The following is a 10,798-nucleotide window of genomic DNA, read 5'->3' on the forward strand; positions in this document are numbered from 1 at the left end:
GCCTTGCTTACTTCCTAATGGGTCGCTTTCAATAAACGGGCGTAATAAAACCCATCCATGTTGTGTTGTCCCGGCGTGATTTGCCAACCTATATCTTGGCTTGAAGCCTGCTGGGCAAGTGTGTCTAGCTTAGCATCTGCGGTTCTGGCTAAAAATGCACTAATTTGGTCTCGATTTTCCTGCGGCAAAATAGAGCAAGTTGCATACAGGAGTGTGCCACCGGGTTTGAGCCACTTCCAGCAGTGATCGAGAATTTGTCTTTGCAGCTCAGCCAGTTCTTCGATGTCATGGTTTTTACGTAACCACTTGATATCGGGATGACGGCGGATAACGCCCGTCGCCGAGCAAGGTGCGTCGAGTAAGATACGATCAAACAGTTCACCCTGCCACCATGAGTCGATGTTGGCCGCATCGCCATGAATAACTTCCGCTTTTAATGACAAGCGGTCAAGGTTCTGTTGTACGCGTTCCAGTCGTTTTGCATCGAAATCGACGGCGACCAGTTGGATGCTGGGCTCAAGTTCGAGTAAATGGCAACTCTTACCGCCCGGTGCTGCACAGGCATCGAGGATCAGTTCGTTGGCTTGCGGAGCCAGCAGGGTTGCGGCCCATTGGGCGGCGCCATCTTGCACCGATGCCGCACCTTCGTGGAAGCGCGGCAATGTCGCCACATCCTTTGGATGGGCCAGCAGTATGGCATCATCACTGAGGCCCGCACTCGCTTCTATCTCTAGCTCACTCAGGGCGGCAAGATATGCATCGCGGCTCTGGGAGAGGCGATTGTTACGTAACCACATAGGTGGACGTTGATGGCTTTGCTGGATTATCTCTTGCCAATTATCGGGATAAGCGGCTTTTAAGCGCTTAATTAACCAGCCCGGCGTGTTGTAGCTTAAGGTCTCCGACTCAGTGCTTAGCGGCGTTAATTGGCGCTGAATATTACGCAGCACGCCATTGACGACCTTAACCATGCCCTCAAATTTTAACTGACGGCAGGCCTCGGCGGTTTCGGAGATGGCGGCATGGCTTGGAATGCGGGTGAAGTAAAGTTGATAACAGCCAACAATTAATAGCTGGTGGATGATTCTTTGCTTACCTTTAAGCGGCTTGGCTAAACATTCGGCCACGCGTTTTTCGATCTGCGGCAAGGTGCGCATCACGCCGTAGCAGAGCTCTGCGAGCAGGGCTTTATCTTTACCACTGGCAAGATGCTTTTGCTGTTCTGGCAGGGCAACTGAAAGTGACACGCCTTTCTCTAAGACTTCGAAGATGGCTTTGGCCGCCAGTGCACGCAAGTTCATCATTATTGCGCCTCGTTATTAAGACGAGTATTTGGGGTAAACCAATCGCCGCGGGCATTGAGTATGTCGGCCACGCTGAGCGTTTTTTTACCGGGTAATTGCATGCTGAGCAGAGTTAACACTCCATCGCCAGTGGCGATTTCAATGCCTTTTTTACTGGCACTGATAATAGTGCCGGGTGCTGCATTGGTGCTGGTGGTGCTGACTTGGGTCTGCCACACCTTGATGGTATTGTCTTGGTGCTCAAAATAGCTCACTGGCCAAGGATTGAAGGCGCGGACTTCTTGCCACAATTGAGTTGCGGATTTGCTCCAATCGAGTCTCGCTTCTTCTTTACTGAGTTTTTCGGCGTAGTTCGCTAAGGCTTCATCTTGTTTTTCAGCCGTCAGGGTGCCGTTGGCTAAACCTTCGAGTGCTTGCAGCAGCGCATCTGGACCTTGCAGAGCTAACTTCTCGTAAAGGGTGGCTGAAGTATCATCATCTTCAATCGGCAAGTAGGTTTTCAGTAGCATGTCGCCTGTATCTAGGCCGACATCCATTTGCATGATAGTCACGCCGGTTTCTTTATCGCCTGCCCACAACGCGCGTTGAATCGGCGCCGCACCGCGCCAGCGTGGCAAAATAGAACCGTGAACATTGATGCAGCCTAAACGCGGTGTGTCGAGCACTACTTTAGGCAAGATTAAGCCGTAGGCGACCACCACCATAATATCGGCGTTGAGGGCGGCAAGTTCTTGCTGCGCGGGTTCTTTACGCAGTGAACCTGGCTGATAAACCGGAATGTCGTGGCTGACTGCGAGTTCTTTAACTGGGCTGGCGGTGAGTTTTTTACCACGCCCTGCGGGTCTGTCCGGCTGAGTGTAGACGGCAATCACATTATGATGTGAGTTGATCAGCGCCTGTAAATGGCGAGCGGCAAAATCCGGTGTTCCGGCGAAGATGATATTGAGTGGTTTCAAATCTGATCCTAATGCTTATTTGGCGTCCTGTCTGGCCGCTTTTTCAAGTTTCTGTTTGATCCGTTGGCGCTTCAATGGCGACAGGTAATCGACAAATAACTTACCTTTCAGGTGATCCATTTCATGCTGAATACAAATAGCAAAAAGCTCATCGGCTTCAACGGTGAATTCATTACCGTGTCTATCCAGTGCCTTAACGGTAACAAACTCGGCGCGGTCGACCTTGGCATAGATACCTGGGACTGACAGACAACCTTCTTCGTTACAGAAATCACCGCTACTGGCAATAATTTCGGGATTGATAAAGACTTTAGGACGATCGACCTCGTCTTGTAAATCCATCACGATCAGTTGTTTATGGTAATCGACTTGGGTTGCTGCCAGACCAATCCCTTTTTCTTGGTACATGGTCTCGAACATATCATCGATTTGTGTTTGCAACTCAGCAGTAAACTCTGTGATCGGGGTCGCTTGAGTTCGCAATCTTTCATCGGGAAAGCGTAAAACTTTTAATAGTGCCATACTTAAACTCTTAACAAGTCTGTCAAATCTCAATCAGTTGGTTATACTGACTGAGGCTAATGGGCTAATTTTAATCTTTAGTGCCTATCAATAACAGTAAAAGCTCGATTTAAGAGCTAAACAACATGGACCGCACCATGAAACGGCTAATTTTACTTGCGTTAATGACATTTAATTGCACGTTGGTTTCCGCTGATACTCTCACGCTGAAAGCAGGGCATCCTGAGTCATATGTGGTAAAGAAGGGCGATACCCTGTGGGATATCTCGGCAACCTTTTTAAATGACCCTTGGAAGTGGCCACGTTTATGGGATGTTAACCCCCAAATTGCTAACCCTCATTTAATTTACCCCGGCGATCAGCTCACTTTAGTCTTTATCGATGGTCAACCCCGATTAGTGCGTAATGGCGCTAACGAGGGAAAACCCCATATTCGCAAAACCCCTGAAGGGCGCGTGATTGCTAAGAGCAATGCGGTGCCTGCGGTTGATTTAGCGTTAATCCAAAATTATCTGGTGCAAAACCGTGTGGTGGATGCCGACTGGTTTGCACAGCAACCAATGGTGCTCGCGGGTGAGAGCCCTTCACGTCACCATGTGGTTGGCGATGTGATTTATATCGATAGCGAACTGCCCTTAAACCAAAAGCTGGGTATGTATGAACGCGGCCGTGACTTCTTCAATAAAGAAACGGGTGAAGCCTTAGGGCAAGAAGCGATTCTGGCATCGACTGGCCAGGTGATTGAATCTGGCAAAGTGTCTAAGGTAAAAATCCTCAGCAACTACCGTGAAACCAAGGCGGGTTTTAGGGCGTTGCCTATGGAAGACGAAGCCTTAATGTCAGCCTATTTTACGCCAAAACCTGCAGAGCTTAAGACACCTGCGGCCGTACTAGCGATTGAGTCGAAAATGCGTGAGGCGGGTAAGCTAAATGTGGTGTACTTAGATAAAGGCACGCAGGATGGTGTTGAGCCTGGTGAAGTGTTCTCTATTTACCGCGATGGCGAAGAAATCGTGATCAATAACGATGGCCAACCCGTACCTACGGCCGAGCGCACCGCCTATGACAATGTGGTGGCGTCACTGTCGTCTGATCGTGCCATGAAGATGCCTGATATTTACCATGGTAAACTTTTAGTCTTTAAAGTGTTTGATAAAGCGAGCTTAGGTTTGATTGTCTCGACTGAACGTTCTGTTCGGGTCGACGATAAATTAATTGCGCCGGATTCCTTAGCCTTTAGAGGTGAATAATCCCTGAACATTTGGTCGATTGGTTAATTGTTAATGCGGTATCTGGGCTAGGACCCGCTCGGACACAACAATTATTAACGCACATGGATGTGGACGACCTCAGGCAAAGATTGGAGCATGAGAGACACTCGCTCCCTTTGTCTGACAATCTACTCCATAGCCTAGTCATTGATTATCAAAGGGTCGATGCTGCCCTCGAATGGCAACAGCAGTCTGAACTGCATCACCTCGTTTGTTTTACCGATCCCCTTTATCCTCCATTACTTAAACAGTTATCCGATCCTCCAAGCGTCTTGTTTATCAAAGGTTGTGTTGAGGCGCTGTTGCTCCCATCGCTCGGGATAGTGGGGAGTCGTAATGCATCTCCCGGTGGATTACAGGTTGCCTATCAGTTAGCTCGAGAGATGTCCGCGCTAGGATTTAGTATTTGTAGCGGCATGGCGATGGGGATTGATGGCGCTGCCCATAAAGCCTGTGTTGACCACGGAGGAAGAACGCTTGCCGTGCTCGGAACCGGGATTGATATTATTTATCCGCGTCGACATAAGCAGCTTTATGAGGATATTCAGCACCAAGGCTGTATAATAAGCGAGTTTTGGCCGGATATCGGGCCTTTTGCGGGCAATTTCCCGAAACGAAACCGCATTATTAGCGGTCTTTCTTTAGGTACGCTGGTGGTTGAGGCTTGCCGAAAGAGTGGTTCACTCATCACCGCAAGGTTGGCCATGGAGCAGGGGCGCGAGGTCTTTGCGGTTCCGGGCTCGATTCTTGGCGGCTTTCATCAAGGCTGCCATGATTTATTGCGGGATGGGGCAAAACTTGTGGAGAGTGCGGCCGATATAGTGGAGGAGCTGGTAAGTTTGACGGCTTTTCACCTTGAAGAAGTCAACACTCGCCACCATATACAGCAAGGTGAGATTTGTGATTTGCCATTTTCATCGCTGTTAGCTAGTGTAGGTTATGAAACTACAACAATTGATGCTGTAGTCGAACATAGTGGGAAAACGATAGATCTGGTGTTAGAACAAATGCTTGAACTTGAGTTGCAAGGTTGGGTTGTTGCAGTACCCGGTGGTTACGTCAGAGTAAAGAGGAGCTAGCCATGTTTGATATCCTCATGTATCTATTTGAAAACTATGTTCACAGTGAAGTTGAACTGTTAGTGGATGAAGACGAGTTAACCAAGGAACTCACTCGTGCTGGTTTTCACCAGTCAGAGATTTTGAAAGCATTAACTTGGTTGGAGCGTCTGGCTGAGTTGCAGGAAAGCGATAAGCCTTACCTGTGCAATCATGATCAGCATTCATTTCGGATTTACACCAAAGAAGAAATGGAAAAGCTGGACGTGGAATGCCGTGGATTCCTGCTATTTTTAGAGCAAGTGAAAGTGCTGAATGTCGAAACCCGTGAGATGGTGATCGACAGAGTCATGGAGCTCGATGAGCCTGCCTTGATCCTCGAAGATCTCAAGTGGGTGATTCTGATGGTGCTCTTTAATGCGCCCGGCCATGAGTCCGCCTATGAGCAAATGGAAGATTTAATTTTTGAGCAGCCTGAAGAAGGTCGGCTACATTCTTAAGCGTAGCGATGTGATGAATAATGAGAAAGGAGGCTAGCCCTCCTTTTTTGATGCCATAAGCTTGTTAATACCTGTGTGGTGAGTTATCTGCGGATTAGACGCAATGACTGGTGGTAATGATTATGTCTAAGATCGATGAACAACTATTTAGTGCCCATGAGCACGCACTGGAAAAAGAATTCGAGCTATGCCCTGAGTGTGGCAGCGAGTTGTCGGTAAAACATAGCAAACATGGGAGTTTTATTGGTTGTAACAACTATCCCACCTGCCAATATACCCGTCCTTTAGTACAGCATGAATCGATTGAAACCCAAGTGATTGAAGGTTCCAAGTGTCCCGAGTGCGGCCATGAGTTAGCGGTCAAATCGGGGCGTTTTGGTATCTTTATCGGTTGCACTCAATATCCCAGTTGTACCCACATAGAAAGGCCAGATCAGGAGAGCGATAAACCTGAAGTGGCATGTCCCGAATGCAAAACTGGCAAGCTTGAGCATCGTACCAGCCGTTTTGGTAAGAGTTTTTATGCCTGTAGTGCTTATCCCAAATGCAAATTCATCGTGAATTATCCTCCCGTTGCCGAAACTTGCCCGAGTTGTGGCTTTGGTATTTTAGTCGAGCGCAAAGGGGCCGCGGGGATGCGTTTAGAATGTCCGCAAAAAAGCTGTAAATACAAACGCGGGCTTTAGCGTGATCTGGCTCTAAAGATTTGGTCGTATAAACACCCTTGGGTATAATCCCCCATCGACCACGGATGGGGTGGCCAAGCGCTAAAAAAGCCAAAAAGTGTTTGTAGAAATCGATTCAATTCATAAGGTGATATTAAGATGTTACAGCTGCACCCATCTGAAATTAAAGACATAGTGCTTAACGGCGGCGTTATCGCCTATCCCACTGAAGCCGTTTATGGTTTGGGCTGTGATCCCGACAATGACACCGCCATCCAAAAATTACTCGCGGTAAAGCAACGTCCTTGGCAGAAGGGGCTTATCTTAGTGGCGAGCGAGTTTTCCAAGTTAGTGGACTATGTCGATGAGTCACAGTTGAGCGCCGAGCAACTCGAGTTTGCCTTTTCTAAATGGCCTGGTCCCTTTACCTTTGTAATGCCGATTAAGCCGCATGTTTCGCGCTATTTATGTGGTGAGTTTGATTCTATCGCCGTGCGCGTCTCCGCCCATGATGGGGTGCGCGCCTTATGCCAGGCCTTAGGTAAACCACTGGTCTCGACTAGCGCCAATTTAGCTGGCGAAGATCCCGCACTCAGCGGCGATGAAATTCTTAACGCCTTTGAGGGTAAGATTGATGCCTTAGTGTTAGGGGCATTAGGCGAACAGCGTCAACCCTCCACCATTATTGATGCCCGCAGCGGTAAGATATTACGTAACGGACAATAACTGATTTATAACGCAAAGGATAAAAGCAGATGAGCGTGCCAGATGCGACAGTGGTAAAAGCATTTTTACTCGATCTACAAAATCGAATTTGTGCGGGTCTTGAGCAATTGGATGGACAGGCAAGCTTTGCGGCCGATTCATGGACGCGCACCGAAGGCGGTGGCGGTACGAGTCGTGTATTAACCCAAGGCGCGGTATTTGAGCAAGCCGGAGTGAACTTTTCCCATGTAACAGGTGCGGCCATGCCTGCATCGGCAACGGCTCATCGCCCAGAATTGGCGGGGCGTAGTTTTGAAGCCATGGGCGTCTCTTTAGTGATTCACCCTAAAAATCCTTATATTCCAACTACCCATGCTAATGTGCGTTTTTTTATTGCCCATAAAGACGGCGCGGATCCCGTTTGGTGGTTTGGCGGCGGTTTCGATTTAACGCCTTACTATCCTTTCGAGGAAGACGTACGTGAGTGGCATCAAACCGCTAAAAATCTGTGTCTGCCCTTTGGCGACGACATATATCCTAAATATAAGAAGTGGTGTGACGAGTATTTCTTCCTGCCACATCGTAATGAAACCCGCGGCGTGGGCGGATTGTTTTTCGATGACTTGAACCAAGCAGGCTTCGATAAGAGTTTCGATTTTATGCAAGCGGTGGGGAATGGCTTCTTAACCGCTTATGCGCCGATTGTTGAGCGCCGTAAAGAGACGCCTTATGGCGAGCGTGAGCGTGAGTTCCAGTTGTATCGTCGCGGTCGTTATGTTGAGTTCAATCTGGTATACGACAGAGGTACCTTGTTTGGCCTACAAACCGGCGGCCGCACAGAGTCTATTTTGATGTCAATGCCGCCATTAGTGCGCTGGCAGTATGCTTATACGCCAGAGGCGGGTAGCCCTGAGGCAGATCTTTACGATAACTACCTCAAACCTCGAGATTGGGTATAAGCACGCTAACCTGGGTCGCGTAATCGTACTTTATTGATTACGCATATGATCAGCCAGAGTGGAAATCGCCTCATAGATAGCGGCGCGATGCTCTGGCTTTTTTATATGTTTCTCAATGGCAAACTTCATGCAAAATAGCCATTGGTCCCGCATTGTCTCATCTACTGCGAAGGGCATATGCCGAGCCCGTAATGCGGGATGACCATACTTTTGCTGATATAACTGCGGACCGCCGAGCCAGCCACTTAAAAATTCATAGAGCTTTTGTTCCGACTCCGCAATCGGTGCACGGTGAATCGCGAATAAGGCTCGTGTTTCTTCCGAGCTTGCCATTTTCTGATAAAAACTATTGGCAATAGCACGGATCACTTTGTCGCCACCAATTAAATCATAGGCATTAGACTGATTCGGATCCCTGTCATCCGGCACGCTTGTGTGTTTACTAAATATCTTTTTAAGCCAGTTCATAGGTCTAACTGCACTGCATCTACAATATTGATGCGCGCATTATAGCCTGAATGCCACTGCGAAACAGGGGGCTAAAGTCAGGTACAACAACTTAGACTCGCCATTAAGCTGTGCTACCGCCTAAAAGCACGCTAGACTGCAAGCCACTCACAGCCAATAGAATCCCGCAGATGACAGATATGCCCTCAGTAACCATGCCAGCGCTTGATCGATATGCCGTGTTTGGCAATCCGATAGGTCACAGTAAATCGCCCTTTATTCATGGACAGTTTGCGTCTCTTACACAGCAGACTTTGAGTTATGAAGCGATTCTGGCGCCCATAGATGGTTTTGAAGCGAGTTTACGAGCATTTTTTCAGGCGGGAGGAAAGGGTGCGAATGTGACTGTGCCCTTTAAAGAGCAAGCCTTTGCCCTCTGCGACAGCTTAAGTGCCGAAGCGACATTGGCGGGTGCGGTCAATACTCTAAGCTTGTTGGCCGATGGCACTATTTATGGTGATAACACCGATGGTCTGGGGCTGGTGGCCGATCTTGTTCGCCATCTCGGCAGTTTGCAGCATAAGCGGGTACTTTTGGTGGGGGCTGGCGGTGCGGCGCGCGGCTGTATCTTGCCATTGCTTAAGGCCGAAGTGGGTCAACTGGTTATCACCAACCGAACCCAAAGTAAGGCACAGGCCTTAGTGGATATTTTTAGCCAAGTACAAGAAGGGCGCTACAGCGATAAACTCCAGGCGATGTCGATGCCAGAGTTGTCGGGTGAGTTCGATTTAGTGATTAACTCGACCTCAGCGAGTCTAGCGGGAGAGTTACCGCCACTACCACAGTCCATCATAGGCAACAAAACGGCTTGCTACGATATGATGTATGGCGCCAAACCAACGGCATTTAATCAATGGGCTTTGCAACAGGGCGCAGCGCAAGTGGTTGATGGACTGGGTATGCTTGTCGGTCAGGCGGCAAAGAGTTTTGCGCTCTGGCGTGGCGTCGAGCCAGATACCTCAGGAGTGCTTAAATTGCTCAGGGACAAACTACAGGCCGACGCGCAATAGAGGCTCAAGAGGAAGCTAAAATGAATCAGAGTATTTTATTCCCCGAACTGCAACATTGGGATGAAACCCAAAAGCACATTTGCTTTATTGCCCAGCAGCAGGGAATGAACATTAAGTGCTATATCAGCGTGCAGAAGCTGGCGCAGTTAAATGATTTTTCGCCTCAACCTAATAGCGATGAAGCGGCTGCCATGTTAGCGCTATTTGATGCGGTGCGATTCGATGCGGAAGAAATGGCAGAAGCCTTAATTGAAGTAGAAGAGTTTGATGAGTTTGGCGCAGTGCACTTAGGCTAAACACAATATAAGCAAGATGGCAGCTTAAATACTGCCATCTCGATTTAATAGACACATTACACTGGCTGAGGTTCTGCCAAGTATTCGTTTTTCAAGCGCACATAGTTATCTGCGGATTCGGGTAAAAACTTCAATTCCGCTTCGGTTAAAGGTCGCGCCTGTTTCGCAGGGCTGCCGACATATAAGTAGCCGCTCTGCAGCACCTTACCTGGCGGTACTAACGAACCCGCACCTAAAATCACATCGTCTTCTAATATGGCACCGTCGAGGATAATCGCACCCATCCCCACTAATACACGATTGCCAACCTTGCAGCCATGCAGCATCGCCTTATGCCCAATCGTCACATCATCACCAATGATCAATGGATGACCGTCAGGACGAGAGAGGGATTTTCGGGTCACGTGCAATATGCTGCCATCCTGCACATTGGAGCGCTTACCAATACGAATATGGTTTACATCACCACGCGCCGCCACCATAGGCCAAATGCTGGCGTCTGTATCTAAAGCGATATCGCCAACGAGTAACGAAGCTGGGTCTACATACACATTATCGCCTAGTTGTGGATGAATCCCTTGGTAAGTTCTGAGTGGCCCTGACATAAAAAAGTCCCTAATTGAGTGGTTTTTCGCATTATAAAGGCTAAAAACTGACTGGTCAGGTCAAATATCCAACGAACAGTGTAAAAAAGCTAATTATCTTTTAATTAGGGGTTGCACAAAAAGTTCTGCTGCCTATAATGCGCATCCACTGATACGGCAGACAGCGAAAGCGAATGCGGTATCAGTGAGAATCGAATGCAAAATGTGCACTTGATTCGAAAGCTTCAAGAAGTTTGCAAAAACGCCTTGACGCGACTGGGGAAATGCGTAGAATACGCAGCCCTGACCCGCTGAGCGGTAACGCGAAGTGAATGGTCAAATGCTCTTTAACAATCTAAACAAGAAATCTGTGTGGACACTCACAGGTGTTGAGTTAATCGAAATTACTCTGCCGTTTGGCGAGTAATCAAAATTTAAATCAATGAATGAGTGTTCATAGC

Annotated in this window: 13 protein-coding genes; 8 read left to right on the forward strand and 5 right to left on the reverse strand. The window is 48.3% G+C overall.

Annotated elements, in window-relative coordinates; genetic code table 11:
* Positions 1 to 14: 14 nt before the first annotated feature.
* The 3 genes from rsmB to def are packed head-to-tail and all read right to left on the reverse strand — an operon-like array spanning position 15 to position 2,782.
* Positions 15 to 1,301 carry a 16S rRNA (cytosine(967)-C(5))-methyltransferase RsmB gene (rsmB, locus tag B5P39_RS21365; RefSeq protein WP_088212877.1) on the reverse strand — a complete coding sequence of 429 codons (1,287 nt, stop codon included), beginning with the start codon at positions 1,299 to 1,301 and terminating at the stop codon, positions 15 to 17.
* Positions 1,302 to 1,303: 2 nt separating this feature from the next.
* Positions 1,304 to 2,260 carry a methionyl-tRNA formyltransferase gene (gene fmt, locus B5P39_RS21370; protein ID WP_088212867.1) on the reverse strand — a complete coding sequence of 319 codons (957 nt, stop codon included), beginning with the start codon at positions 2,258 to 2,260 and terminating at the stop codon, positions 1,304 to 1,306.
* Between the two features lie 15 nt (positions 2,261 to 2,275).
* Positions 2,276 to 2,782 carry a peptide deformylase gene (def, locus tag B5P39_RS21375; RefSeq protein ID WP_088212868.1) on the reverse strand — a complete coding sequence of 169 codons (507 nt, stop codon included), beginning with the start codon at positions 2,780 to 2,782 and terminating at the stop codon, positions 2,276 to 2,278.
* Between the two features lie 125 nt (positions 2,783 to 2,907).
* Here def and B5P39_RS21380 point away from each other — a divergent pair, with 125 nt between their 5' ends.
* The 6 genes from B5P39_RS21380 (at position 2,908) to hemF (ending at position 7,940) form a co-directional block, all read left to right on the forward strand.
* Entirely contained in the window at positions 2,908 to 4,032 is a 1,125-nt protein-coding gene (locus B5P39_RS21380) for a LysM peptidoglycan-binding domain-containing protein (RefSeq protein ID WP_088212869.1), read from the forward strand.
* A gap of 83 nt (positions 4,033 to 4,115) precedes the next feature.
* Positions 4,116 to 5,132, forward strand: a complete 1,017-nt coding sequence (gene dprA / locus B5P39_RS21385; RefSeq protein ID WP_176400018.1) for a DNA-processing protein DprA — start codon at positions 4,116 to 4,118, stop codon at positions 5,130 to 5,132.
* A 2-nt stretch (positions 5,133 to 5,134) separates the two neighbouring features.
* On the forward strand, positions 5,135 to 5,611 hold the full coding sequence (locus B5P39_RS21390; protein ID WP_011715328.1) for a DUF494 family protein: 477 nt from the start codon (positions 5,135 to 5,137) through the stop codon (positions 5,609 to 5,611).
* Positions 5,612 to 5,733: 122 nt separating this feature from the next.
* Positions 5,734 to 6,297 carry a DNA topoisomerase family protein gene (locus B5P39_RS21395; protein ID WP_088212878.1) on the forward strand — a complete coding sequence of 188 codons (564 nt, stop codon included), beginning with the start codon at positions 5,734 to 5,736 and terminating at the stop codon, positions 6,295 to 6,297.
* Positions 6,298 to 6,435: 138 nt separating this feature from the next.
* Positions 6,436 to 7,002 carry an L-threonylcarbamoyladenylate synthase gene (locus B5P39_RS21400; RefSeq protein WP_088212871.1) on the forward strand — a complete coding sequence of 189 codons (567 nt, stop codon included), beginning with the start codon at positions 6,436 to 6,438 and terminating at the stop codon, positions 7,000 to 7,002.
* 29 nt (positions 7,003 to 7,031) lie between these two features.
* Positions 7,032 to 7,940: an oxygen-dependent coproporphyrinogen oxidase gene (gene hemF, locus B5P39_RS21405; RefSeq protein WP_011620871.1), complete on the forward strand. Its 909-nt coding sequence runs from the start codon at positions 7,032 to 7,034 to the stop codon at positions 7,938 to 7,940.
* 30 nt (positions 7,941 to 7,970) lie between these two features.
* Here hemF and B5P39_RS21410 read toward each other — a convergent pair whose 3' ends face one another.
* Entirely contained in the window at positions 7,971 to 8,408 is a 438-nt protein-coding gene (locus B5P39_RS21410) for a group II truncated hemoglobin (protein WP_088212872.1), read from the reverse strand.
* A gap of 170 nt (positions 8,409 to 8,578) precedes the next feature.
* On the opposite strand from B5P39_RS21410, the gene aroE reads away from it, so the two are divergent.
* Entirely contained in the window at positions 8,579 to 9,457 is an 879-nt protein-coding gene (aroE, locus tag B5P39_RS21415) for a shikimate dehydrogenase (protein ID WP_088212873.1), read from the forward strand.
* A 20-nt stretch (positions 9,458 to 9,477) separates the two neighbouring features.
* Complete coding sequence (locus B5P39_RS21420) at positions 9,478 to 9,753, forward strand: DUF1488 domain-containing protein (RefSeq protein ID WP_088212874.1); 276 nt, start codon at positions 9,478 to 9,480, stop codon at positions 9,751 to 9,753.
* A 56-nt stretch (positions 9,754 to 9,809) separates the two neighbouring features.
* Here B5P39_RS21420 and B5P39_RS21425 read toward each other — a convergent pair whose 3' ends face one another.
* The gene (locus tag B5P39_RS21425) at positions 9,810 to 10,358 is read right to left on the reverse strand and encodes a gamma carbonic anhydrase family protein (protein ID WP_088212875.1); all 549 of its coding nucleotides are present in this window, start codon (positions 10,356 to 10,358) and stop codon (positions 9,810 to 9,812) included.
* Positions 10,359 to 10,798: the final 440 nt, after the last annotated feature.

This window comes from Shewanella sp. Shew256, from assembly GCF_002196695.1.
Classification (GTDB): domain Bacteria; phylum Pseudomonadota; class Gammaproteobacteria; order Enterobacterales; family Shewanellaceae; genus Shewanella; species Shewanella mangrovisoli.

What these genes read in the sequence shown, in the direction of transcription:
- rsmB (WP_088212877.1), bottom strand. Translation starts at nt 1,301, where the DNA reads ATGAACTTGCGTGCACTGGCGGCCAAAGCCATCTTCGAAGTCTTAGAG.
- def (WP_088212868.1), bottom strand. Translation starts at nt 2,782, where the DNA reads ATGGCACTATTAAAAGTTTTACGCTTTCCCGATGAAAGATTGCGAACT.
- B5P39_RS21380 (WP_088212869.1), top strand. Translation starts at nt 2,908, where the DNA reads ATGGACCGCACCATGAAACGGCTAATTTTACTTGCGTTAATGACATTT.
- dprA (WP_176400018.1), top strand. Translation starts at nt 4,116, where the DNA reads ATGGATGTGGACGACCTCAGGCAAAGATTGGAGCATGAGAGACACTCG.
- B5P39_RS21390 (WP_011715328.1), top strand. Translation starts at nt 5,135, where the DNA reads ATGTTTGATATCCTCATGTATCTATTTGAAAACTATGTTCACAGTGAA.
- B5P39_RS21395 (WP_088212878.1), top strand. Translation starts at nt 5,734, where the DNA reads ATGTCTAAGATCGATGAACAACTATTTAGTGCCCATGAGCACGCACTG.
- B5P39_RS21400 (WP_088212871.1), top strand. Translation starts at nt 6,436, where the DNA reads ATGTTACAGCTGCACCCATCTGAAATTAAAGACATAGTGCTTAACGGC.
- hemF (WP_011620871.1), top strand. Translation starts at nt 7,032, where the DNA reads ATGAGCGTGCCAGATGCGACAGTGGTAAAAGCATTTTTACTCGATCTA.
- B5P39_RS21410 (WP_088212872.1), bottom strand. Translation starts at nt 8,408, where the DNA reads ATGAACTGGCTTAAAAAGATATTTAGTAAACACACAAGCGTGCCGGAT.
- aroE (WP_088212873.1), top strand. Translation starts at nt 8,579, where the DNA reads ATGACAGATATGCCCTCAGTAACCATGCCAGCGCTTGATCGATATGCC.
- B5P39_RS21420 (WP_088212874.1), top strand. Translation starts at nt 9,478, where the DNA reads ATGAATCAGAGTATTTTATTCCCCGAACTGCAACATTGGGATGAAACC.
- B5P39_RS21425 (WP_088212875.1), bottom strand. Translation starts at nt 10,358, where the DNA reads ATGTCAGGGCCACTCAGAACTTACCAAGGGATTCATCCACAACTAGGC.